This is a genomic window from Streptomyces sp. NPDC035033 (assembly GCF_040636735.1).
Taxonomy (GTDB): domain Bacteria; phylum Actinomycetota; class Actinomycetes; order Streptomycetales; family Streptomycetaceae; genus Streptomyces.
The window spans coordinates 91,945-114,382 of record NZ_JBEZUZ010000007.1 but is presented as its reverse complement, the minus strand read 5'-3'; the positions used below and the strand labels follow the sequence as shown (position 1 = coordinate 114,382).

16 protein-coding genes are annotated in these 22,438 nt (G+C 74.7%); 6 read left to right on the top strand and 10 right to left on the bottom strand.

Translation table 11 applies throughout. The features are described 5' to 3' along the window. The 4 genes from AB0E83_RS05525 to AB0E83_RS05510 form a co-directional block, all read right to left on the bottom strand. On the bottom strand, positions 1–1,120 hold a 1,120-nt coding region (locus AB0E83_RS05525), incomplete at its 3' end, for a histidine kinase (RefSeq protein ID WP_362106282.1). Continuing rightward, positions 1,113–1,784 carry a response regulator transcription factor gene (locus AB0E83_RS05520; RefSeq protein WP_362106279.1) on the bottom strand — a complete coding sequence of 224 codons (672 nt, stop codon included), beginning with the start codon at positions 1,782–1,784 and terminating at the stop codon, positions 1,113–1,115. The genes AB0E83_RS05525 and AB0E83_RS05520, both read right to left, overlap by 8 nt. A gap of 64 nt (positions 1,785–1,848) precedes the next feature. Continuing rightward, the gene (gene glgP / locus AB0E83_RS05515) at positions 1,849–4,410 is read right to left on the bottom strand and encodes an alpha-glucan family phosphorylase (protein WP_362106276.1); all 2,562 of its coding nucleotides are present in this window, start codon (positions 4,408–4,410) and stop codon (positions 1,849–1,851) included. Between the two features lie 197 nt (positions 4,411–4,607). Beyond that, a complete protein-coding gene (locus tag AB0E83_RS05510) occupies positions 4,608–5,405 on the bottom strand; it encodes an AraC family transcriptional regulator (RefSeq protein WP_362106273.1) in 798 nt (265 codons plus the stop codon). A gap of 365 nt (positions 5,406–5,770) precedes the next feature. Here AB0E83_RS05510 and AB0E83_RS05505 point away from each other — a divergent pair, with 365 nt between their 5' ends. From AB0E83_RS05505 to glgB, 4 genes are all read left to right on the top strand, one after another. Continuing rightward, positions 5,771–7,756 (top strand): alpha-1,4-glucan--maltose-1-phosphate maltosyltransferase, encoded by a 1,986-nt coding sequence (locus tag AB0E83_RS05505; protein WP_362106270.1) that lies wholly within the window; start codon positions 5,771–5,773, stop codon positions 7,754–7,756. Next, a complete protein-coding gene (gene treS / locus AB0E83_RS05500) occupies positions 7,753–9,465 on the top strand; it encodes a maltose alpha-D-glucosyltransferase (protein ID WP_362106267.1) in 1,713 nt (570 codons plus the stop codon). Before AB0E83_RS05505 ends, treS begins: the two co-directional genes overlap by 4 nt. Positions 9,466–9,690: 225 nt before the next feature. Beyond that, complete coding sequence (locus AB0E83_RS05495) at positions 9,691–11,040, top strand: maltokinase (RefSeq protein WP_362106264.1); 1,350 nt, start codon at positions 9,691–9,693, stop codon at positions 11,038–11,040. 124 nt (positions 11,041–11,164) lie between these two features. After that, positions 11,165–13,378 carry a 1,4-alpha-glucan branching enzyme gene (gene glgB, locus AB0E83_RS05490; RefSeq protein ID WP_362106261.1) on the top strand — a complete coding sequence of 738 codons (2,214 nt, stop codon included), beginning with the start codon at positions 11,165–11,167 and terminating at the stop codon, positions 13,376–13,378. On the opposite strand, the gene AB0E83_RS05485 is transcribed toward glgB, so the two are convergent. From AB0E83_RS05485 to AB0E83_RS05460, 6 genes are all read right to left on the bottom strand, one after another. Then, positions 13,365–15,599 carry a UvrD-helicase domain-containing protein gene (locus AB0E83_RS05485; protein WP_362106258.1) on the bottom strand — a complete coding sequence of 745 codons (2,235 nt, stop codon included), beginning with the start codon at positions 15,597–15,599 and terminating at the stop codon, positions 13,365–13,367. The two genes, glgB and AB0E83_RS05485, sit on opposite strands and share 14 nt — an antisense overlap. A 143-nt stretch (positions 15,600–15,742) precedes the next feature. Further along, the gene (locus AB0E83_RS05480) at positions 15,743–16,621 is read right to left on the bottom strand and encodes an alpha/beta hydrolase (protein ID WP_362106255.1); all 879 of its coding nucleotides are present in this window, start codon (positions 16,619–16,621) and stop codon (positions 15,743–15,745) included. Positions 16,622–16,732: 111 nt separating this feature from the next. Beyond that, positions 16,733–17,188 (bottom strand): GNAT family N-acetyltransferase, encoded by a 456-nt coding sequence (locus AB0E83_RS05475; RefSeq protein WP_362106252.1) that lies wholly within the window; start codon positions 17,186–17,188, stop codon positions 16,733–16,735. Between the two features lie 27 nt (positions 17,189–17,215). Then, a complete protein-coding gene (locus AB0E83_RS05470; protein ID WP_362106296.1) occupies positions 17,216–17,554 on the bottom strand; it encodes a thioredoxin domain-containing protein in 339 nt (112 codons plus the stop codon). 44 nt (positions 17,555–17,598) lie between these two features. Beyond that, positions 17,599–18,024 (bottom strand): MerR family transcriptional regulator, encoded by a 426-nt coding sequence (locus AB0E83_RS05465; RefSeq protein ID WP_362106249.1) that lies wholly within the window; start codon positions 18,022–18,024, stop codon positions 17,599–17,601. 334 nt (positions 18,025–18,358) lie between these two features. Next, a complete protein-coding gene (locus AB0E83_RS05460) occupies positions 18,359–19,729 on the bottom strand; it encodes a cation:dicarboxylase symporter family transporter (RefSeq protein WP_362106246.1) in 1,371 nt (456 codons plus the stop codon). Between the two features lie 272 nt (positions 19,730–20,001). On the opposite strand from AB0E83_RS05460, the gene AB0E83_RS05455 reads away from it, so the two are divergent. Further along, entirely contained in the window at positions 20,002–21,624 is a 1,623-nt protein-coding gene (locus AB0E83_RS05455; protein ID WP_362106243.1) for a sensor histidine kinase, read from the top strand. After that, positions 21,621–22,307, top strand: coding sequence for a response regulator (locus AB0E83_RS05450; protein WP_362106240.1), 687 nt, complete (start codon positions 21,621–21,623; stop codon positions 22,305–22,307). The genes AB0E83_RS05455 and AB0E83_RS05450 overlap by 4 nt, the downstream gene beginning before the upstream one ends. Positions 22,308–22,438 lie beyond the last annotated feature (131 nt).

The following is a 22,438-nucleotide window of genomic DNA, read 5'->3' as shown; positions in this document are numbered from 1 at the left end:
CCCGCCGGGGCAGCACCGCCGTCAGCGCGAACCCGCCGCCGCGCGCCGGACCGTGGGTCAGGGTGCCGCCCGCGAGCCGGACCCGCTCGTCCAGGCCGACCAGCCCCGAGCCGCCGGAGGCGGGCGGCCCGGACCCCGCGCCCGGCCCGTTCGCCACCCGTACCGTCACCCGCTCGCCGGCCTCCCGGACCTCGACCGCGACGGGGGCGCCGGGCGCGTGCTTGGCCGCGTTCGTCAGCCCCTCCTGCACCACCCGGTGCAGCGCCCGGCCCGCCATCCCCGGCAGGGCGTCCGGGCCGCCGCTCAGCGTCACGTCGAGCCCCGAGGCCCGGGCCCGCTCCACCAGCTCCCCGACCGTCTCGTCCGGCGGGGCCGTCGGCGCCCCGGCGCCCTCCTCCCGCAGCACCCCGATGACGTCCCGGAGCCGTTCGGTCGCCGCCGCCGCGGCCCGGCGCAGGTCGCCCGCCGCCCGCTGCTGCTCGGGGCCGAGCCCCGGATCCACCTCCAGGGCGCCCGCCCGCACCGCGATCAGCGCCAGGTCGTGGCCGAGGGAGTCGTGCATGTCCCCGGCGATCCGCGACCGCTCCCGCAGCCGCTCCCGGTCGGCCACCGCCGCCTGCTCCCGCTCCATCCGGTCCGCCAGCTCCCAGCCGCTGCGCACCAGCCGGTCGTACTGGCGCACGTACCGGCCGACCAGCCACGGCGCCACGATCGCCAGCGCGAGGGCGAGGAGCAGGGTGAACCAGGGGCCGAGCGAGGTGCCGGTGAGCCGGGTGAGCAGCAGCCCCGCCGCCGCCACCGCGCCGAAGAGCCACAGCGAGCCGCGCGTGTGGTCCTGCCGCCGTCCGGCGAGGTAGCCGAAGGCGACGAGGGCGAGGCTGTACGAGGGGGTGAACAGCTCCAGGGAGGCGGGCAGGCTCGCCGCGGCCGTGACCGCGAGCGGCAGCAGCGGCCACCGGCGGCTGACGGCGACGCAGCCGCCGAGGACGACGACGCCGGCGGCGACCTGGAGCCAGGAGCCGCCGTCGTTCGGGTCGGAGCGGAGCAGCACCGGGACGCAGAGCATCAGCCACAGCGCCAGGTCGAAGAGGCGCCGGCGGGCCGGGGAGGTCTCAGGCACCGGTGGCGTCCCCGTCGGCGACGAGCCCCGCCTCGTGGGCGAGGACCGCGAGCTGGACCCGGTTGCGCAGGCCGAGCCGGCCCAGGACCGCGCTCACGTGCGCCTTGACCGTGCCCTCGACGACGTGCATGCGGGCGGCGATCTCCTGGTTGGAGCAGCCGGCGGCGAGCAGCGAGACGACCTCCCGCTCGCGGCCGGTGAGCGGGGCGAGGCGGGCGCGGGCGGTGGCCGCGCGGGTGAGCCGCTCACCGCCGAGGGTGTCGATGACCCGGCGGGCGACGGTGGGCGAGAGGGCGGCGCCGCCGGCGGCGACCGCCCGGACCCCGGCGATGAGTTCGCGCGGGTCGCCGGACTTGAGGAGGAAGCCGCCGACGCCGCCGCCGAGGGCCCGGGCGATGTAGTCGTCCTCGGAGAAGGTGGTGAGCATGACGACCGCCGTGTCCGGCAGGACGCGGCGCAGCTCGCCGGCGGCGGCGAGGCCGTCGAGGCGGGGCATCCGGATGTCGAGGAGGGCCACGTCGGGCCGGTGGAGCCGGGCCAGCTCCACGGCCTCGTGGCCGTCGCCCGCCTCGGCGACCACCTCGATCCCGGGGTCGGTGGTGAGGATGGCCCGCACCCCGGCACGGATCATCGCCTCGTCGTCCGCGAGCAGCACCCTGATCATGCGCTCCAGCCTAGGCAGCCCGGTCCGGTCCCGGCGCCGGGACCGGACCGGACCGCGGCCCCGGCTACCGCAGGAGGACCCCCGCGCCCTCGGCCGCCGGCTCCCCGGCCTCCTCCGGCAGGGCGATCAGGCCCGGTTCGGCGGGGTGCGCGAGGAGCGGGTGGGCGGGCAGCACGCGGACGGTGCAGCCGAAGGAGCCGGTGCGGTCGAGCTCCAGGGTGCCCGCGTACGGCTGCCGGCCCTCCAGGTCCGGGCCGCCGGCCGGCTTGAGCGTGACCGCGCGGGTGTCGGTGAGGACGTCGTCGGCGCCGGCCCGGCCGGTGACGGCCTGCACCTCGACGTCGTCGGGGGCGAGGCCGCCGAGCGCCACCCTGACCCGGACCCCCGGCGTGGCGCCGAGTTCGGCGCCGGTCTCGGCGAGGTCGTCGCCGATCTCCACGTGGTCCACCGAGACGCCCGGCCAGGCCGCCCGGACCCGGGCCTTCCAGGCGGCGAGCTCCCGGGCCCGGTCCGGGGTGAGCGCCCGGCGGGCGCGGGCGGCGGGGACGTACAGCCGCTCCACGTACTCCCGGACCATCCGGTCGGCGAGCACCTTCGGGCCGAGGTCGGTGAGGGTGCGGCGGACCATGGCGGTCCAGGCGGCGGGGACGCCGTCGGCGCCGCGGTCGTAGAAGCGGGGGGCGACCCGGCGCTCGATCAGCTCGTAGAGGGCGGCGGCCTCCAGGTCGTCGCGGCGCTCCTCGTCGGCCGCGGCGGCGCCGTCGGCGGTGGGGATCGCCCAGCCGAACTCGGGCGCGAACCACTCGTCCCACCAGCCGTCGAGGACGGAGAGGTTGAGGCAGCCGTTGAGGGCGGCCTTCATGCCGCTGGTGCCGCACGCCTCCAGGGGGCGCAGCGGGTTGTTGAGCCAGACGTCGCAGCCGGGGTAGAGGCCGCGGGCCATCTCCATGCCGTAGTCGGGCAGGAAGACGATCCGGTGCCGCACGCGCGGGTCGTCGGCGAAGCGGACCAGCTCCTGGACGAGCTTCTTGCCGCCGTCGTCGGCCGGGTGGGCCTTGCCGGCGACGACCAGCTGCACCGGCCGCTCGGGGTGGAGCAGCAGCGCCCGCAGCCGGTCCTTGTCGCGGAGCATCAGGGTGAGCCGCTTGTACGAGGGGACCCGGCGGGCGAAGCCGATGGTGAGGACCTCGGGGTCGAGGACGGAGTCGGTCCAGCCGAGTTCGGCGGCGGCCGCGCCGCGCTGCCGCCAGGAGGCCCGGACCCGCTCGCGGACGTCGGCGACGAGCCGGGCGCGCAGGGTGCGGCGCAGCTCCCACAGCTCGGCGTCGGAGGGGTCGGGGCCGAGGCGGGTGAGCTCGGGGGCGGTCCAGGTGGGGGCGTGGACGCCGTTGGTGACGGAGGCGATCGGCACCTCCTCGGCGTCGAAGCCCGGCCAGAGTCCGGCGAACATCTCCCGGCTGACGGCGCCGTGGAGGGTGGAGACGCCGTTGGCGCGCTGGGCGAGGCGCAGGCCCATGGCGGCCATGTTGAAGACGCCGGGCTCGCCGCCGAGCGGGGTCTCGTCGCCGAGGGCGAGGATCCGGCCGGTGTCGAGGCCGGGCAGGGCGCCGTCGTCGCCGAGGTGGCGGGCGACGAGCTCCCGGTCGAAGCGGTCGATGCCGGCCGGGACGGGGGTGTGGGTGGTGAAGACGGTGCCGGCCCGGACGGTCTCCAGGGCGGCGTCGAAGTCCAGCCCGTCGCGCTGGAGTTCGCGGATCCGCTCCAGGCCGAGGAAGCCGGCGTGGCCCTCGTTGGTGTGGAAGACCTCGGGCTCGGGGTGGCCGGTGAGCCGGCAGTACGCGCGGACCGCGCGGACGCCGCCGATGCCGAGCAGCATCTCCTGGAGGAGCCGGTGCTCGCTGCCGCCGCCGTAGAGCCGGTCGGTGACGGACCGCTCGCCGGGGGCGTTCTCCTCGACGTCCGAGTCGAGCATGAGGAGCGGGACGCGGCCGACCTGGGCGATCCACAGGTGGGCGTGGAGGCTGCGGCCGCCGGGCAGGGCGAGGGCGATCCGGGCGGGGGTGCCGTCGGGCTCGCGGAGGAGGGTGACGGGCAGCTCGCCGGGGTCGAGGACGGGGTACTGCTCCTGCTGCCAGCCGTCGCGGCCGAGGGACTGGCGGAAGTAGCCGTGCCGGTAGAGGAGTCCGACGCCGATCAGCGGGACGCCGAGGTCGCTGGCGGACTTGAGGTGGTCGCCGGCGAGGATGCCGAGCCCGCCGGAGTACTGGGGCAGGGCGGCGGCGACGCCGAACTCGGGCGAGAAGTAGGCGAGGGCGGCGGGGCCGTCGCCGGAGCCGCGCTCCTGGTACCAGCGGGGCCGGTGGAGGTAGGCGTCGAGGTCCTCGGCGGCGGCGGCGAGCCGGCCGAGGAAGTCGTGGTCGGCGGCGAGTGCGGCGAGCCGGGGGGCCTCCAGGGCGCCGAGGACCCGCACCGGGTCGGCACCGGAGAGCCCCTCGGGGGCGAGGGTGTCGAAGAGGGCGCGGGTCGGCTCGTGCCAGGACCAGCGCAGGTTCGCCGCGAGGGCGGCGAGGGGTCGGAGGGTGTCGGGGAGGACAGGACGCACGGTGAATCGACGGATTGCCTTCACGTGTCCCACCTTCGCAGGCCGGTGACGGAACGGAGCGGACGCACCACGCTGTGCGCCCGGCGTGCCGCACCGAGCCTAGGGCGTGGGCCCCCGGCCGGGCGGGGCGCCCGGGGGCGCGGACGGGGCGCCGGGGGCGCGTCCGGAGGGCTCGCGGCGGGCGGGGCGCGCCCGCCGGTCCGCCCGTGCCCCCTCGGGGGTCAGGCGGGCCGGCGGGGGGCGGCGGCCCGGTACTCGCCGGGGGTCGTGCCGTAGGCGGTGCGGAAGGCGAGGTGGAAGCCGACCCGGCTGCGGTAGCCGACGCGGGCCGGCACGGCCGACTGGGGAAGCCCGGTCTCGGCGAGCAGCCGGGCCGCCTCCCGTATCCGCCGGGCCGTCAGGTGGCGGGCCGGGGAGGTGCCGACGGCCTCGCGGAAGGCGGCGGTGAAGGCGGAGCGGGACATCCCGGCCTCGCGGGCGAGGGTCACCACGGTCCACGGCTCGGCGAAGCGGGTCTCGACGGCGGCGAGGGCGCGCCCGATGCCGGTGTGCCGGTGCGGGCCGTCCGGCCGCCGGGGCGCGGCGAGGGCGAGGGCCGCCTCGCAGGCCCGCAGGGCGAGCAGCCGGTCGCCGGGGCCGGGGCGCCGGCCGGGCGCGGCGAGCAGGGCGAGGGTGTCGCGGAGCAGCGGGGCCGCCTCGACGCGGGCGCGGTCGAGCACGAGGGCGCGGGGCAGGGTGGCGGCGAGGGGCGGGGCGGGGCGGTCGGTCCGGGCGCTGAGGAGCCGGACGGGCGGTCCGGGGCCGTCGAGTTCGTGGACGAGGGCGGTGGATCCGGCCGGATCGAGCGGGGGCGGCGCGCCGGGGCGGCCGGGTGCGGCGGAGAGGCGGTGGCGGGCGCCGGTCGGCAGCAGGGCGAGGTCGCCGCGGGCGAGTTCGAGGGCGCGCAGTCCCGTGACGGCAAGCCCGCACCGGCCCGTCAGCACGTAGTGGAGGACGGCCCGCGCGGCGACGGCTTCCATGGGGTCACGCACCTTCCGCGGTCGGTGACGAGGCAGCGTCAGGGTAACGAGGGCGGGCGGAAGATCCGGTGTGTCCCGGTGCGCCCGGACGGGTTTCTTGTCCGGGTCGGGTCCTTGCCCGGCCTCCTACGCCCTAGTAGTTAACAAAGGGCCGGATTGCCCACCCGAGAACGCGGGGAAGGCTCTCCCCCGTCACCCCCGAATCCGTCCTCCCCGTACCCGTCTTCATCCCTGTGGGCCCGCCATCCGAGTGAACGCGGAGGGGCGCGGCGATGCCCGCGACCCACCGGCCTCCGGCGCGGCTAGAAAGAGCGCACCACCACCCGCACCCCCGTAACCCGTCAGGTGATGCTGTGAATCCGCTCATGGGACGCATTCCCGTACTGGACGTCCGCCCGCTGGTCGACTGCGGCCGGCGCCCCGCGAAGGCGGTGGCCGGCGAGACCTTCGAGGTGTCGGCGACCGTCTTCCGCGAGGGCCACGACGCGGTCGCCGCCAATGTCGTACTCACCGGCCCGACCGGCCGTCCGGGGCCGTGGACCCCGATGCGCGAACTGGCCGAGGGCACCGACCGCTGGGGTGCCGAGGTCACCCCGGACGCCGAGGGCCTGTGGACGTACACCGTCGAGGCGTGGAGCGACCCGCTGGCGACCTGGCGCCACGCGGCGAAGATCAAGATCCCGGCCGGGATCGACTCCGAACTCGTCCTGGCCGAGGGCGCGGAGCTGCACGAGCGGGCCGCGAAGGGCGTCCCGAAGAAGGGCGGCGGGCGCGAGGCGGTGCTCGCGGCGGCGGACGCGCTGCGCGACGGGTCCCGGCCGGCCGCCGCCCGGCTCGCCGCCGCGCTCGCGCCGCGGGTGACCGAGGCCCTGGACCGGCACCCGCTGCGCGAACTGGTCACCTCCTCCCCCGCGTTCCCGCTCCTGGTGGAGCGCGAGCGGGCGCTGTACGGCTCCTGGTACGAGTTCTTCCCGCGCTCGGAGGGCGTGCGGAAGGTCGAGGGCCGTACGGTGCCGGGCACCTTCCGCACGGCCGCCGAACGGCTCCCCGCCATCGCGGCGATGGGCTTCGACGTGGTCTACCTGCCGCCGATCCACCCGATCGGCGAGACCCACCGCAAGGGCCCCAACAACGCGCTGTCGGCGTCCCCGGAGGACGTCGGCGTGCCGTGGGCGATCGGTTCGCCGGAGGGCGGGCACGACGCGGTCCACCCGGACCTGGGGACGATCGAGGACTTCGACGCCTTCGTGGCCCGGGCGCGCGAGCTGCGCCTGGAGATCGCGCTGGACTTCGCGCTCCAGTGCTCGCCGGACCACCCGTGGGTGGAGAAGCACCCGGAGTGGTTCCACCACCGCCCGGACGGCTCGATCGCCTACGCGGAGAACCCGCCGAAGAAGTACCAGGACATCTACCCGATCGCGTTCGACGCCGACATGGACGGGATCGTCGCGGAGACCGTGCGGATCCTGCGGCACTGGATGGACCACGGGGTGCGGATCTTCCGGGTGGACAACCCGCACACCAAGCCGGTGGTGTTCTGGGAGCGGGTGATCGGGGAGATCAACGCGAAGGACCCGGACGTGATCTTCCTGGCGGAGGCGTTCACCCGGCCGGCGATGATGCGGACGCTGGGCGCGGTCGGCTTCCAGCAGTCGTACACGTACTTCACCTGGCGCAACACCAAGGACGAGCTGACCGAGTACCTGACGGAGCTGTCCGGGGACGTGGCGGCGCAGATGCGGCCCAACTTCTTCGTGAACACCCCGGACATCCTGCACGCCTACCTCCAGGAGGGCGGGCGGCCGGCCTTCGAGGTGCGGGCGGTGCTCGCGGCGACGCTCTCGCCGACCTGGGGGATCTACGCCGGGTACGAGCTGTGCGAGAACACCCCGCTGCGCGAGGGCAGCGAGGAGTACCTGGACTCGGAGAAGTACCAACTCCGGCCCCGTGACTGGGAGTCGGCGGAGCGCTCGGGCGCGACGATCACTCCGCTGATCACCTCCCTCAACCGGATCAGGCGCCGTCACCCGGCCCTGCGCCGGCTGCGGAACCTGACCTTCCACGAGGCGGACAACCCGCAGGTGATCGCGTACTCGAAGACGTCGGGTTCGAACACCGTTCTGGTGGTCGTCAACCTCGACCCGCACCACACCCAGGAGGCGACGGTCTCGTTGAACATGCCGGAACTCGGTCTCGGCTGGCACGAGACCGTGCCGGTGCGCGACGAGCTCACCGGCTCCACCTATCACTGGGGCAGGAACGCCTACGTGCGCCTGGAACCGGGCGTGGCGCCCGCGCACGTGCTCGTCCTGCGACCGTCCCCGCAGACCGGAGGGTCACCCACCTCATGACTGTCAACGATCCCGTCCCCGACACCTTCGAGGACACCCCCGCCAAGGACCGCGACCCCGAGTGGTTCAAGCGGGCCGTCTTCTACGAGGTCCTCGTCCGGTCCTTCCAGGACAGCAACGGCGACGGCGTCGGCGACCTGAAGGGCATCACCTCCCGCCTGGACTACCTCCAGTGGCTCGGGGTGGACTGCCTGTGGCTGCCGCCGTTCTTCAAGTCCCCGCTGCGCGACGGGGGTTACGACGTCGCCGACTACACCTCGGTCCTCCCCGAGTTCGGCGACCTCGCCGACTTCGTGGAGTTCGTGGACGCGGCGCACCAGCGCGGGATGCGCGTGATCATCGACTTCGTCATGAACCACACCAGCGACCAGCACCCGTGGTTCCAGGAGTCGCGGCGCGACCCGGACGGCCCGTACGGCGACTACTACGTCTGGGCGGACGACGACAAGCAGTACGCCGACGCCCGGATCATCTTCGTCGACACCGAGACCTCCAACTGGACCTTCGACCCGGTCCGCAAGCAGTACTACTGGCACCGCTTCTTCTCGCACCAGCCGGACCTCAACTACGAGAACCCGGCGGTGCGGGAGGAGATCCTGTCGGCGCTGAAGTTCTGGCTCGACCTGGGGATCGACGGCTTCCGGCTGGACGCGGTGCCGTACCTGTACCAGCAGGAGGGCACCAACTGCGAGAACCTGCCGGCCACCCACGCCTTCCTGAAGGAGGTCCGGAAGGAGATCGACGCCCACTACCCGGACACGGTGCTGCTCGCCGAGGCCAACCAGTGGCCGGAGGACGTCGTCGACTACTTCGGCGACTTCCGCGCGGGCGGCGACGAGTGCCACATGGCCTTCCACTTCCCGGTCATGCCGCGGATCTTCATGGCCGTGCGGCGCGAGTCCCGGTACCCGGTCTCCGAGATCCTGGCGAAGACCCCGGAGATCCCCTCCGGCTGCCAGTGGGGCATCTTCCTCCGCAACCACGACGAGCTCACGCTCGAAATGGTCACGGACGAGGAGCGGGACTACATGTACGCCGAGTACGCCAAGGACCCGCGGATGCGGGCCAACATCGGCATCCGGCGCCGGCTCGCCCCGCTCCTCGACAACGACCGCAAGCAGATGGAGCTGTTCACCGCGCTGCTCTTCTCGCTGCCGGGCTCCCCGGTGCTGTACTACGGCGACGAGATCGGCATGGGCGACAACATCTGGCTCGGCGACCGGGACGGGGTGCGCACCCCGATGCAGTGGACCCCGGACCGGAACGCGGGCTTCTCCTCCTGCGACCCGGGCCGGCTCTACCTGCCGGCCATCATGGACCCGGTCCACGGCTACCAGGTGACCAACGTGGAGGCGGGGATGGCCTCGCCGTCCTCGCTGCTGCACTGGACGAAGCGGATGATCGAGGTCCGCAAGCAGAACCGGGCCTTCGGGACGGGCACGTACACCGAACTCCCGGCGTCCAACCCGGCGGTGCTCGCCTTCCTCCGCGAGGCCGCTCCGGAGGAGGGGGAGGACGCCGATCTCGTGCTCTGCGTGAACAACTTCTCGCGGTTCGCGCAGCCGACCGAGCTCGACCTGCGGCGCTTCGCCGGGATGCGGCCGGTGGAGCTGATCGGCGGGGTGGAGTTCCCGGCCGTCGGCGAACTGCCGTACCTGCTGACGCTGGCGGGCCACGGCTTCTACTGGTTCCGCATGAAGAAGGCCTGACGAGGGGGCCGTTCAGGCCTCCGCCGGGGTGGGGCGGTTTCCTCCGTCCCACTCTGGGAACTGTGTCCCACACACGATCCGGCCCCCTCCGGGTCCATCCGTACGGATCTTCCCTTTCCGACACGTCCCGCACATCCGGACAGCCCCAGCCGCCATCCGGGACAATCTGCGCATTTGAACGCCTATGACAGCCAACTGCGCGCCCCGGGGAAAGGACGCGATGCCATGCCGGAGACCGCATCCACCACCCGGGCCCCGGACGCCCTCCTTCCGTCCCTCGCGCCCCTGCTCCACGAATGGCTGCCCCGGCAGCGCTGGTTCGCGGGCAAGGGGCGCCGGGTCACCGGATTCACGCTGGAAGCGGCCACCGAGCTGCTGCCCCTGGACGGCGCCGGCCCCGGTCTCCTCCACCTCCTCCTGCGGGTCGAACAGCCCGGCCGCCCGGCCGGCGCGCCCGCCGACTGCTACCAGCTCCTCCTCGGCGTACGGACCCAGCTGCCGCCGCGCCTCGCCCCCGCCCTCATCGGGCGCGTCCGGCAGGGCCCGCTGGCCGGCCGCGCCGTCTACGAGGGGCTGCGCGACCCGCGCCTCGCCGGGCTCCTGTACGAGCGGCTGCGCACGCCGGGCCGCACCGGTCCGCTCCGCTTCCACGCCACCCGTCCGCTGCCCGGGGCGCTCGCCCCCCGGGTCCTCGACGCCGAACAGTCCAACTCCTCGCTGGTGTTCGGCGACGCGTACATCCTGAAGATCTTCCGGCGGGTCAGCCCCGGGGCCAACCCGGACCTGGAGCTGCCGCTCGCCCTCGACCGGGCGGGGTGCTCGCGCGTCCCCGCGCCGGTGGCCTGGTTCGAGTCGGGCGCGGCGACGCTCGGCGTCCTCCAGCCGTACCTGCGCGACTCGCGGGACGGCTGGCGGCTCGCGCTCGACGCGCTGGCGGCGGGCCGGGAGTTCACCGCGGAGGCGCGGTCGCTCGGGCGGGCCACCGCCGAGGTCCACCTCGCCCTCGCGAAGGCCCTGCCCACCCTGCGGCTCGCACGGGCCGAGGCCGAGGGGCTGGCGGCCGCGATGGACCGGCGGCTGCACGCCGCCGCCCAGGCCGTCCCCGCGCTGCTGCCGTACGTCCCCGGGCTGCGGGCCGTCTTCGCGGCGGCCGGTGACGCGGAGGGGGCGGGCGCGGTGCAGCGCATCCACGGCGACCTGCACCTCGGCCAGACCCTGCGCGGCTCCGACGGCGCGTGGGCCGTCATCGACTTCGAGGGCGAGCCCGCGAAACCGCTCGACGAGCGCCGCCGGCCGCAGCCGACCGTCCGGGACGTCGCCGGCATGCTCCGCTCCTTCGACTACGCGGCCCGCACCCACCGGCCCTGGAACGCGGACTGGGCCGCGCGGTGCCGGGCGGCGTACTGCACGGGCTACGCGGAGGTGGCGGGGGCGGACCCCCGGACGGACCCGGCGCTGCTGCGCGCCTACGAGACCGACAAGGCGGTCTACGAGGTCGTCTACGAGGCCCGTCACCGCCCCGACTGGCTCCCCGTGCCCATGTCCGCCATCCAGCGCCTGGCCTCCCCCCGGTGAGCGGGCGGCCCGCGGTGGACGAGAGGGCCCGTTCGGGCGAGATGGCCCGTTCGGCGGAGTTTCCTGACGGCCCGCGGGGGAGTTGCCTTGTTCGTACCCTTTTCGACGTTTCAGGAGGCTTCCGGTGACCGCCAAGACGCCCCGCACGGCGCCCCCGATCGACCCCGGCGAGCGCGCGCGGCTGCTCGCCGGGGAGCACCACGATCCGCACGCGCTGCTCGGCGCCCACCCGGTGAAGGGCGGGATCGTCATCCGGGCGCTGCGCCCCTGGGCCCGGAGCGTGGCGGCCGTGCTGCCGAAGGGGCGGCGGGTCGAGCTGTTCGACGAGGGCGACGGCCTGTTCTCGGTGCTCGTGCCGCTGCTGCGGAAGGTCCCCGCCTATGAGCTCCGGGTACGGTACGACGGCGAGGAGATCGCCGTCCAGGACCCGTACCGGCACCTGCCGTCCCTCGGCGAGCTGGACCTGCACCTGATCGGCGAGGGCCGGCACGAGGAGCTGTGGACGGCGCTGGGCTCGCGCGTGATGACCCACGGCGGGGTGAGCGGCACCCGCTTCGCCGTGTGGGCGCCGAACGCGCGCGGCGTGCGGGTCACCGGCGACTTCACGCACTGGGACGGCACCGGGCTGCCGATGCGGTCGCTCGGCTCGACCGGCGTCTGGGAGCTGTTCGTGCCCGGCATCGGGGAGGGGGCGGTGTACAAGTACGACATCACCCGGCCCGACGGCTCGCACACCGTCCGCGCCGACCCGATGGCCCGCCGCACCGAGTGCCCGCCGAACACCGCCTCGATCGTCACCGAGTCGCACTACGAGTGGAACGACCGGGAGTGGATGGAGCGGCGCGGCGCCCGGCCGGCGCACGAGGCGCCGATCTCCGTCTACGAGCTCCACCTGCCGTCCTGGCGGCCGGGGCTGACCTACCGTCAGCTCGCGGTCGAACTCCCCGCGTACGTACGCGAGATGGGCTTCACGCACGTGGAGTTCATGCCGGTCACCGAGCACCCCTTCGGCGGTTCCTGGGGCTACCAGGTCACCGGCTTCTACGCGCCGACCGCCCGGCTGGGCACCCCGGACGACTTCAAGCACCTGGTGGACGCGCTGCACCGGGAGGGCATCGGCGTCCTGATGGACTGGGTGCCGGCCCACTTCCCGAAGGACGACTGGGCGCTGGCCGAGTTCGACGGGCGGCCGCTGTACGAGCACGCGGACCCGCGCCGCTCGCACCACCCGGACTGGGGGACCCTGGAGTTCGACTACGGCCGCAAGGAGGTGCGGAACTTCCTCGTCGCCAACGCGGTCTACTGGTGCCAGGAGTTCCACATCGACGGCCTGCGGGTGGACGCGGTGGCGTCGATGCTCTACCTGGACTACTCGCGCGAGTACGGCGAGTGGCTGCCCAACGAGTACGGCGGCCGGGAGAACCTGGACGCGGTGGCCTTCCTCCAGGAGATGAACGCCACCGTCTACCGCCGCTGCCCCGGCATCGTCACCTTCGCCGAGGAGTCGACGGCCTGGGACGGGGTGACGCGGGCGACCGACCAGGTGGGCCCCGGCGGCTTCGGCGGCCTCGGCTTCGGCATGAAGTGGAACATGGGCTGGATGCACGACTCGCTCCAGTACATGGAGAAGGAGCCGGTGCACCGCAAGTACCACCACCACGAGATGACCTTCTCGATGGTGTACGCGTACAGCGAGAACTACATCCTGCCGATCTCGCACGACGAGGTGGTGCACGGCAAGCGGGCGCTGGTGTCGAAGATGCCCGGCGACTGGTGGCAGCGGCGCGCCAACCACCGGGCCTACCTGGGCTTCATGTGGGCCCACCCGGGCAAGCAGCTCCTCTTCATGGGGCAGGAGTTCGCCCAGGGGGCGGAGTGGTCGGCGGACCACGGGCCCGAGTGGTGGCTGCTGGACCCGGCGTACGGGGCGGAGGCGGACCACCGGGGCGTGAAGGACCTGGTGGCGGACCTGAACCGGATCTACACGGCGACGCCGTCGCTGTGGGAGCGGGACACCGTGCCGGAGGGCTTCGCGTGGGTGACCGGGGACGCGGCCGACGACAACGTCCTCGCCTTCCTGCGGTACGACGGCTTCGGTTCGCCGCTGCTCGCCGTCTGCAACTTCTCCCCCGTCGTCCGGCACGACTACCGGATCGGGGTGCCGGAGTCCTTCGTCGCCTGGAGCGAGGTGCTGAACACGGACGCGGCCCGGTACGGCGGTTCGGACGTGGTCGGCACCGACCCGGTGAAGACCGAGTCGGTGCCGTGGCACGGCCGGGCGGCGAGCGTCCGGATGACGCTGCCGCCGCTGGCGACGGTCTGGCTCAGGCCCGCCTGACGATCCCGAGCCGCTGGGTGGCCCGGGTCAGCGCCACGTACAGGTCGTTCGTGCCGTGCGGGGCGCCGGCCCGGATGCCGTCCGGGTCGACGACCAGGACGGTGTCGAACTCCAGGCCCTTCGCCTGCCGGGGGTCGAGGAGGACGACCGGCCGGGTGAGGTCGGGCGTGCGGCCGCGCGCGGCCTCGGGGAGGGCCTCGGCCAGGGCCGGGAGCAGCTCCGCCGGGGCGATCACGGCGAGCCGGCCCTCGGCCCGCGACTCGGCCGCGACCGCGTCGGCGGTCTCCTTCACCGGGTCCTCGGCGGTCCTGTCCCAGGGCTCGACGCCGGTGGAGCGGACCGAGCCGGGCGGCTCGAAGGCGGGGTCGTCCTCCCGGCGGACGGCGGCGGCGACCGCCATGATCTCGGCGGGCGTGCGGTAGTTGACCCCGAGCCGCACGTGCTGCCAGCGGTCCTCCACGTACGGGGTGAGGATCTCCGCCCAGGAGCCGACGCCGGCCGGGTCGCCGGTCTGCGCCGGGTCGCCGACCAGGGTCATCGAGCGGGTGGGGCTGCGGCGCATCAGGAGCCGCCACTGCATCGCGGACAGCTCCTGGGCCTCGTCGACGATGATGTGGCCGAAGGCCCAGGTGCGGTCGGCGGCGGCCCGCTCGGCGGCGGTGCGGTGGTCGGCCTCCTCGTGCCGCTCGGCGAACCGCTCGGCGTCGATGATGTCGTGGGCGGAGAGCACCTCGGAGGCGTCCTCGTCGAGTTCCTCCTTGTCCTCGAACTCGTAGGTGCGGGAGGCGAAGGAGACGTCGAGGACGCCCTGCGCGTACTGCACCTGCCGCTGCCGCTCGGCCTCCTGCGCGGCCCGCTCGGCGGAGTCGTCGCGGCCGAGGAGCTCGGCGGCCTCGTCCAGGAGCGGTACGTCGCCGGGGGTCCAGGCGCCGCCGTCGCGGCGGATCGCGGCGGCGTCCTCCTCGGGGAGGTGGGTGGGCTCGGCGAGGTAGTCGGCGAGGAAGTCCTCGGGGGTGAGGTCCGGCCAGAGCTCGTCGATGGCGGCGTGCACGTCGGGGTTGGCGGCGACGCCCTTGGCGAGCAGGGCGATGTCGTCGGGGCCGAGGAAGTTGGGGCCGCCGTACGGGTCGGCGCCGATCCGGTCGGCGAGCTGCGCGGCGAGCGCGTCGAGGATCCGGAAGGCGAAGTGGGGGCGGGCGAGGTTGTGCGGGAGGGCGGTCTCGCGGGCCTTGTGGCGGGCCTCCAGGGCCATGTCCCAGTCGATGACGAGGTCGCCGTCCTCGTGCGGGACGACGAGCGGGGCGCCCCGCTCGGGGACCCGCTGCCGGTCGCGCACGGCCGCCGCCAGCGCCTCGGCCATCCGGGCGTCGCCCTTCACGGCGGCGGCGCGGGGGGTGTCGGTGCCGGTGGCGCGGACGCCGGGGTAGAGCTCGCCGGGGGTGGCGAGGAGGACGCCGGTCTCGCCGAGCGAGGGCAGGACGTTGCCGATGTAGCCGAGGAAGGCCGGGTTGGGGCCGACGATGAGGACGGCCCGCCGGGCGAGCTGCTCGCGGTGGGCGTAGAGCAGGTACGCGGCCCGGTGCAGGGCGACCGCGGTCTTGCCGGTGCCGGGGCCGCCCTCGACGACGAGGACGCCCCGGTGCGGGGAGCGGATGATGGCGTCCTGCTCGGCCTGGATGGTCTGCACGATGTCGTGCATCCGGCCGGTGCGGGCGGCGTCGAGCGCGGCCAGCAGCACCTCGTCGGCGTCCCGGCCCTCGTGGCCGGTGCGGGTGCGGTCGGCGAGGTCCAGGACCTCGTCGTGCAGCGAGACGACCTCGCGGCCCTTGGTGGTGATGTGCCGGCGGCGGGTGAGGCCCATCGGCTCGTGGCCGGTGGCCAGGTAGAAGGGGCGGGCGATCTCGGCGCGCCAGTCGACGACCAGCGGGGTGCGCTGGGGGTCGTCCTCGCGCAGGCCGATGCGTCCGATGTGGTGGTCGCGCCCGTCCTGGAAGACGAGCCGGCCGAAGCAGAGGCCGGTCTCGCCGGCGTTGAAGGCGGCGAGCAGCCCCGACTGCTCGGCGACCATGATGTCCCGTTCCAGGCGCGACTGGGCGCTCCCGGTCCCGGGCGTCCTGAGCGCCTCGCCGACGGCGGCCTCGGCCCGGTCCCTCAGGTCGTCGAGCCGCGCGTAGAGCGAGGTGATGAATTTCTGCTCTTCCCGAATTGGCTCGGTTGACAATTCGACTCCCAGCGCGATACAGTGCCTTTAGTGAAATGCTCCGTGAATTCATCGGGCTTGAAGTCCGATTGAGCACACGGAATTCACCAATATAGGCGCCGCACCACCCCGACTGTCAATTCAGCCGGGGTTTTTTCGTGCCCTCACGCCGCTCCGGTGTGGCGCAGGATCTCCCGCGCGAGCGGGGCGTGGACCTCGGGCGGGAGGGCGTGGCCCATGCCGGGGACCTCGGCGAGGCGGGCCCCCCGGATCACCTGGGCCAGGTGGGCGGCGTGCGGCGGCGGGGCGACCGGCTCGGCCGGGGCGGAGATCACCAGGGTGGGCACCTCGGTGGCGGCCAGCGGGCCGGTGCGCAGGAGGTCCGAGGCGTCGGCACGGGCGTGGGCGGTGGAGGCCGCGTGGTGCCCGGTGTGGGCGACGACCCGGCGCTCCCGCTCCCGGAACCAGTCCGGGTCGAAGGGGAGCGCGTCGCCGGCGAGGGCCCGCCAGTGCTCGACCCGGCGGTCCAGCTCCCCCTCCAGGTCCAGGTCGCCGGCCGGGCGGGACCACAGCTCCAGGAGGTGCGCGGCGGGGCCGGGCAGCTCCCCGACCGGGACGCGGGTGCCGTCGGGGCGGACGTACGGGGTGTCGCTGAGGGCGGTGGTGCCGATGACGGTCGCGCTCAGCAGCCGGTCCGGGTGGTCGGCGAGGAGCAGCTGGACGAGCAGGCCGCCCAGGGACATGCCGACGACGTGCGCCCGCTCGGCGCCGAACGCGTCCAGGACGGCGACGGCGTCCTCGGCGAGCCGGCCCAGCGGGTAGGGCTTCTCGTCGAAGGCCCAGGTGGAGCGGCCGGTGTCCCGGTGGTCGTACCGGATCACCCGGTGGTGGACGGCGAGCGACTCCACCAGTTCGTCGGGCCAGGTGAGCCCCGGCGCCTGCGCGCCCATGACGAGCAGCAGCGGGGGCAGTCCGGCGTCCCCGCGCTCCTCGGCCCAGAGCCGTACGCCGGCTTCCACGTCCACGTACCGTTCGCGCGCCATGCCGCTCTCCCCTCGCACCGCCAATAAGACGAGACGTATCGTATCGTCATGGGTCCGGGGAGGGTCAAGCCCCGCCGGAGGAACGGTTCCCGGCGGGGCCCGGCCACCGGGTCACGGGGTGTCCGGCGTCAGCTCCTTGTGGAAGTGGACGTCCTCCGCCCCGCCCGGGATGCCGAGCGTGCGGCCGGTCTCCGCGTACCCGTGCCGCCGGTAGAAGTCCGGGGCCTGGAAGGTGAAGGAGGAGACCACGGCGCGGTCGCAGCCGCGCCGGCGGGCCTCCGCCTCGGCCGCGCGCAGCAGCCGGCTCCCCCAGCCGTCCCGCCGGTGGTCCTCGTGCACCCACAGCATGTCGATGCCGAGCAGCCCTCCCCAGGTCCAGGCGGTGAGCCCGCCGACGGTCTCGCCCGTGGCCGGGTCGACCGCCCGCACGGACAGCTCGCCCTGGTCCGCCGCGGTGGTGCCGGTGGCCGCGAAGTTGTACGCGTCGAGGCCGCGGTCGAGGAGTTCGGCCAGGCCCGGGTCGCGGTGCCCGACGGTCAGCCCCGTCTCGTCGTGATCATGATCCATGGGGCCGAGTCTGGCACGGCTCCGGGATCAGTCCAGGACGTCCGCCAGCTCCTCCCGCAGCCGGCGCTTCGGGCGGGCGCCGACCAGGGACTTCACCGGCTCGCCGGCCCGGAAGACCATCAGGGTGGGGGTGGCCAGGACGCCGTGGCGGACGGTGGTCGCCGGGTTGCGGTCGACGTCGATCTCGACCACGCGCAGCCGGCCCGCCTCCTCCGCGGCGAGCGCGGCGAGCACCGGCTTCAGCTGGCGGCAGGGGCCGCACCAGGTGGCCGTGAACATCACCAGGACCGGCGTCCCGGCGGCCAGGACGTCCGCCGCGAAGTCCGCGTCCGAGGTCTCGGTCACCGCCGCCTCGGGCGTCGTCATGGGCGCTCCCGTGGGGGTCGTCCGGGGGGTCGTCGTCATCGCCGTCACTCCTCCGTGCTCGTCGTCGTCTCCGCCGTCTCCGTGCCGAGCTCGCACCGGGGCTCGGGGCCGTGCGGCAGTTCCGCCTCGGCCCGCAGCAGCTGGACGGCCACCTGGTCGCGCACCTCCTGGAGCCGGCCGATCAGCGCGTCCAGCTCGCCGAGCTTGCGGCGGTAGACGGCGACCGAGGCGGGGCAGGAGTCCCCCGCCGGGTGCCCGGCCCGCAGGCAGTCGACGAACGGCCGGGTCTCCTCCAGCTCGAAGCCGAAGTCCTGGAGGGTCCGGATCTCCCGCAGGAGCCTGAGGTCGCCCTCGTCGTAGGTCCGGTGCCCCTGTTCCGTGCGCCGGGCGGGCAGGAGACCGCGGGACTCGTAGTACCGCAGGGTCCGCGTGGTCGTCCCGGCCCGCTCGGCCAGCTCTCCGATGCGCATGACGACGAACGTACGCGTTGACGCCGACGTCAAGGCAAGGAAGCCGCCGTACGGAGGCCGTCCCGCCGCCCTGAGCGGCGGGACGGCCTCCGCCCCCTCGTACGCGACGTGCGCCTCCGGCTCCGCCCGCGGCCGGCCGGACCCGGGGCGCGGCTCCCGGGGCCGGTCCCGTCGCGGTGGGGGCGGCCGGGAGGTCGCGGTACCGGTCCGGGCGGCGGCCGGAGCCGCCGGCCGGGCCGACGACGAGGAGGCGGTCGCCGTCCTCGGCGGGCGGGTTCCTCCCGGTGCCCGGATCCGGCTCAAGGCCCGGGTCCCGGGAGGAGGTTCGGGGCGGTCAGACGCCGGCCCGGGCGCGCTCCTCGCCCTGGTCGCGCTGGTCCGGCACGGCGCCGGGGTCGTCGGCCGGGCCGTGACCGCCGTGGTCGTCGACGAGGGTCTTCTCGTCGAAGGGGAACTTCCCCGCCAGGACCTCGGTCACCCGCGTCCGGTCGATCTCCTTGGTCCAGGTGCCGACGAGGACCGTGGCGACGGCGTTGCCCGCGAAGTTGGTGAGGGCGCGGGCCTCGCTCATGAAGCGGTCGATGCCGACGATGAGGCCGACGCCGTCGACCAGGTCGGGGCGGTGCGACTGGAGGCCGCCGGCGAGGGTGGCGAGGCCGGCGCCGGTGACGCCGGCGGCGCCCTTGGAGGCGATGATCATGAAGACGAGGAGGGAGATCTGCTCGCCGATCGAGAGCGGGTCGCCCATCGCCTCGGCGACGAAGAGCGAGGCCATCGTGAGGTAGATGGCGGTCCCGTCGAGGTTGAAGGAGTAGCCGGTGGGGACGGTGATGCCGACGACCGGCTTGGAGACGCCCAGGTGCTCCATCTTGGCGATCAGGCGGGGCAGCGCGGACTCGGACGACGAGGTCGAGAGGATCAGCAGGAACTCGCGGCCCAGGTACTTCAGGAGCGGCCAGATGTGGATCCCGGCGACCAGGCGGAGCAGCGCCCCGAGGACGACGAAGACGAAGAGCGCGCAGGTCAGGTAGAAGCCGATCATGATGACGGCGAGCGACTTCAGGGCGTCGAGGCCGGTCGCGCCGACGACGGCGGCGATGGCGCCGAAGGCGCCGACCGGGGCCGCCCACATGATCATGGAGAGGACGCGGAAGACGAGCCGCTGGATGTGCCCGATGCCGCGCAGCACCGGCTCGCCGGCCGGGCCCATCGCCTGGAGCGCGAAGCCCGCGAGGAGGGCGACGAGCAGGGTCTGGAGGACCTCGCCCTCGGTGAAGGCGGAGACCAGGGTGGTGGGGATGATCCCGAGGAGGAAGTCGGCGGTGCCCTCGCTCGCGCCCTCCGCCTGCTTGGCGCCGGCCTCGGCCAGCTCCTCGGTGAGGTGGAGGCCGGAGCCGGGCTCCAGGAGGTTGCCGACGACGAGGCCGATCGCGAGCGCGACGGTCGACATCACGAGGAAGTAGCCGAGGGCGAGGCCGCCGACGGCGCCGACCTTGGCGGCCTTGCGGACCGAGCCGACGCCCAGGACGATCGTGCAGAAGATGATCGGCGAGATCATCATCTTGATCAGGTTCACGAAGCCGGTGCCCAGCGGCTTCAGCTCGACGGCCACGCCCGGGGCGAGGAAACCGACGGCGATGCCGAGCAGGACGGCGCCGATGACGGCCAGATACAGATAGTGGGTGCGGTCCCGGCGTGCGGCCACGGGATCCTCCTCGCGCTGATGGGGGGTGTCCACGTCCCGGTGGACTCCGCGACTATCCACCAGCCTGTGACCGGGGTCACGGTTACGTGCGTTTCGTTCACGGCCGAAACGTCACCCGCCCCGCGGGGCCGGGACCGGGGCCGGGGGCGGAGACAGGACCGGGGGCGGGGGCGGCACCGCGGCCGGGGCGGGTCGGGGCCGGGGCGGGGGCCGAGGGCACGATTCGGGAACGTGATGCGCCGGAGCAAACCCCGGCGTGCACACTTGCTCGCATGCGTCTCCCGTCCCCCCGTCTCCTCCCCCGCCCCCGCAGCCTGGCCGGACAGCTCTTCGCGATGCAGGTCGTGCTGATGGCCGCGGTCGTGGCGGGCTGCGCGGTCTTCGCGTACGTCACGGACCGGGCGCAGGCCGAGGAGACCGCGCGCCGGCAGTCCACGGCGACCGCGGCGGCCGTCGCCGGCTCGCCGTCCGTGGTGGCCGCGGCCCGCTCGGCCGACCCGTCCGCCGCGCTCCAGCCGTACGCGGAGGAGCTGCGGCGCCGGGCGGACGTGGCCTTCGTGGTGGTGATGGCGCCGGACGGGACCCGGTGGACCCACCCCGAGCCGGACCAGATCGGCCGCCACTACCTCGGGCACATCGAGCCGGCGCTGCGCGGCGAGACCTTCTCGGAGACCCATCTGGGGGTCCTCGGCCCGTCGGTGCGGACGGTCACGCCGGTCCTCTCCGGCGGGCGGGTGGTCGCCCTGGTCAGCGCGGGCATCACCATCGAGCGGATCAGCGCGCAGGTACGGGAGCAGGTGGCCGCGCTGCTCGGCATGGCGGGCGCGGCGCTGGCGCTCGGCGGCGCCGGCACGTACGTGGTCAACGCGCGGCTGCGGCGGCACACCCACGGGATGAACGCCACCGAGCTGAGCCGGATGCACGACTACCACCAGGCGGCGCTGCACGCGGTGCGGGAGGGCCTGGTGATGCTCGACGGGCGGCGCAGGATCGCGCTGATCAACGACGGGGCGCGCGTCCTGCTCGGTCTGGACGAGGGGGTGGTGGGCCGGTCGGCGGCGGACCTCGGGCTCCCGGCGCCGCTGACGGGGGCGCTGCTCTCCTCGGAGCCCCGGGTGGACGAGACGCACCTGACCGACGACCGGGTCCTCGTCGTCAACACCCGCCCGGTGGTGGGCGGGGAGCGGCGCGGCACCGTGGTGACCCTCCGGGACCGGACCGAACTCCAGGCGCTCTCCGGCGAGTTGGACTCGCAGCGCGGTTTCACCGAGGCGCTGCGCTCGCAGGCGCACGAGGCGGCGAACCGGCTCCACACGGTGGTGTCGCTGATCGAACTCGGGCGGGTGGCCGAGGCGGTGGAGTTCGCGACGGCCGAGCTGGAGCTGGCGCAGGCGCTCACCGACCGGGTGGTGGACGCGGTCGGCGAGCCGGTCCTCGCGGCGCTGCTGCTCGGCAAGGCGGCGCAGGCGAACGAGCGGGGCGTGGAGCTGGTCCTCACCGAGGACAGCCGGATCGACGACGGGCTGCTGCCGCCGGCCCTGGGGCCCAGGGAGCTGGTGACGGTGCTCGGCAACCTGGTGGACAACGCGGTGGAGGCGGCGGGCGGCACCCCGCACGCGCGCGTGACGGTCACCGTCGCGGCCCGCGCGGGCGACGGCGAGCTGCTGCTCCGCGTCGACGACAGCGGGCCCGGCGTCCGCCCCGCCGACCGGGACGCGGTGCTCGGCCGGGGCTGGTCCACCCGGGGCCCGGGCCGCGGCCTGGGCCTGGCGCTGGTCCGCCAGGCCGTCGTCCGCGCCTCCGGCACGCTCGCCCTGGACGAGGCGCCGGGGGGCGGCGCCCGCTTCACGGTCCGGGTCCCGCTCCCCCGTACCCCCGCCGGAGGCGACGCGTGAGCGGGCCGCAGGAGATCCGGGTGCTGGTCGTCGAGGACGATCCGGTCGCCGCCGACGCGCACGCGCTGTACGCGGGGCGGGTGGAGGGCTTCCGGGTGGTCGGGGTGGCGCACTCGCGGGCGGCGGCGGTGCGGCTGCTCGACCGGGTCCCGGTCGACCTGATCCTGCTCGACCTCTACCTGCCGGACGGGCACGGGCTCGCCCTGCTGCGCGCCCTGCGGGCCGCCGGGCACGCGGCGGACGTCATCGCGGTGACCTCGGCGCGCGATCTGGCGGTGGTCCGCGAGGGGGTGTCGCTCGGGGTCGTCCAGTACGTCCTCAAGCCCTTCGCCTTCGCCACGCTCCGGGACCGGCTGGTGCGGTACGCCGAGTTCCGGGGCGCGGCCGGGGAGGCGGCCGGGCAGGACGAGGTGGACCGGGCGCTCGCCGCGCTGCGCGCCCCGCACCCCGCCGCCCTGCCGAAGGGGCTGAGCGGCCCGACGCTGGAGGCCGTCACCCGGGCCCTGCGCGAGGCGCCGGCCGGTCTGACCGCCGCCGAGGCGGGGGCGGCGGTCGGCATCTCGCGGATCACCGCCCGACGCTACCTGGAGCACCTGGTCGCCGAGGGCCGTGCGGTCCGGGCGCCCCAGTACGGGCAGATCGGGCGCCCCGAGCTCCAGTACCGCTGGCGCGGCGGGCGCTGAGGCGGGACCCGCGGCGGAAGCCGGAGCGGGGCCCGCGCCCCCGCGGCGACCGCTCACCGGACGTCACGCCCCGATTACCGGCCGGTTCCGACGTTCCTCCAGGCTTTGGCCTTCGGACGAACGCACCGTAG

What these genes read in the sequence shown, in the direction of transcription:
- AB0E83_RS05470 (WP_362106296.1), bottom strand. Translation starts at nt 17,554, where the DNA reads ATGACGACGCCCGAGGCGGCGGTGACCGAGACCTCGGACGCGGACTTC.
- AB0E83_RS05505 (WP_362106270.1), top strand. Translation starts at nt 5,771, where the DNA reads ATGGGACGCATTCCCGTACTGGACGTCCGCCCGCTGGTCGACTGCGGC.
- AB0E83_RS05475 (WP_362106252.1), bottom strand. Translation starts at nt 17,188, where the DNA reads ATGGATCATGATCACGACGAGACGGGGCTGACCGTCGGGCACCGCGAC.
- AB0E83_RS05455 (WP_362106243.1), top strand. Translation starts at nt 20,002, where the DNA reads ATGCGTCTCCCGTCCCCCCGTCTCCTCCCCCGCCCCCGCAGCCTGGCC.
- treS (WP_362106267.1), top strand. Translation starts at nt 7,753, where the DNA reads ATGACTGTCAACGATCCCGTCCCCGACACCTTCGAGGACACCCCCGCC.
- AB0E83_RS05520 (WP_362106279.1), bottom strand. Translation starts at nt 1,784, where the DNA reads ATGATCAGGGTGCTGCTCGCGGACGACGAGGCGATGATCCGTGCCGGG.
- AB0E83_RS05510 (WP_362106273.1), bottom strand. Translation starts at nt 5,405, where the DNA reads ATGGAAGCCGTCGCCGCGCGGGCCGTCCTCCACTACGTGCTGACGGGC.
- AB0E83_RS05465 (WP_362106249.1), bottom strand. Translation starts at nt 18,024, where the DNA reads ATGCGCATCGGAGAGCTGGCCGAGCGGGCCGGGACGACCACGCGGACC.
- AB0E83_RS05495 (WP_362106264.1), top strand. Translation starts at nt 9,691, where the DNA reads ATGCCGGAGACCGCATCCACCACCCGGGCCCCGGACGCCCTCCTTCCG.
- AB0E83_RS05480 (WP_362106255.1), bottom strand. Translation starts at nt 16,621, where the DNA reads ATGGCGCGCGAACGGTACGTGGACGTGGAAGCCGGCGTACGGCTCTGG.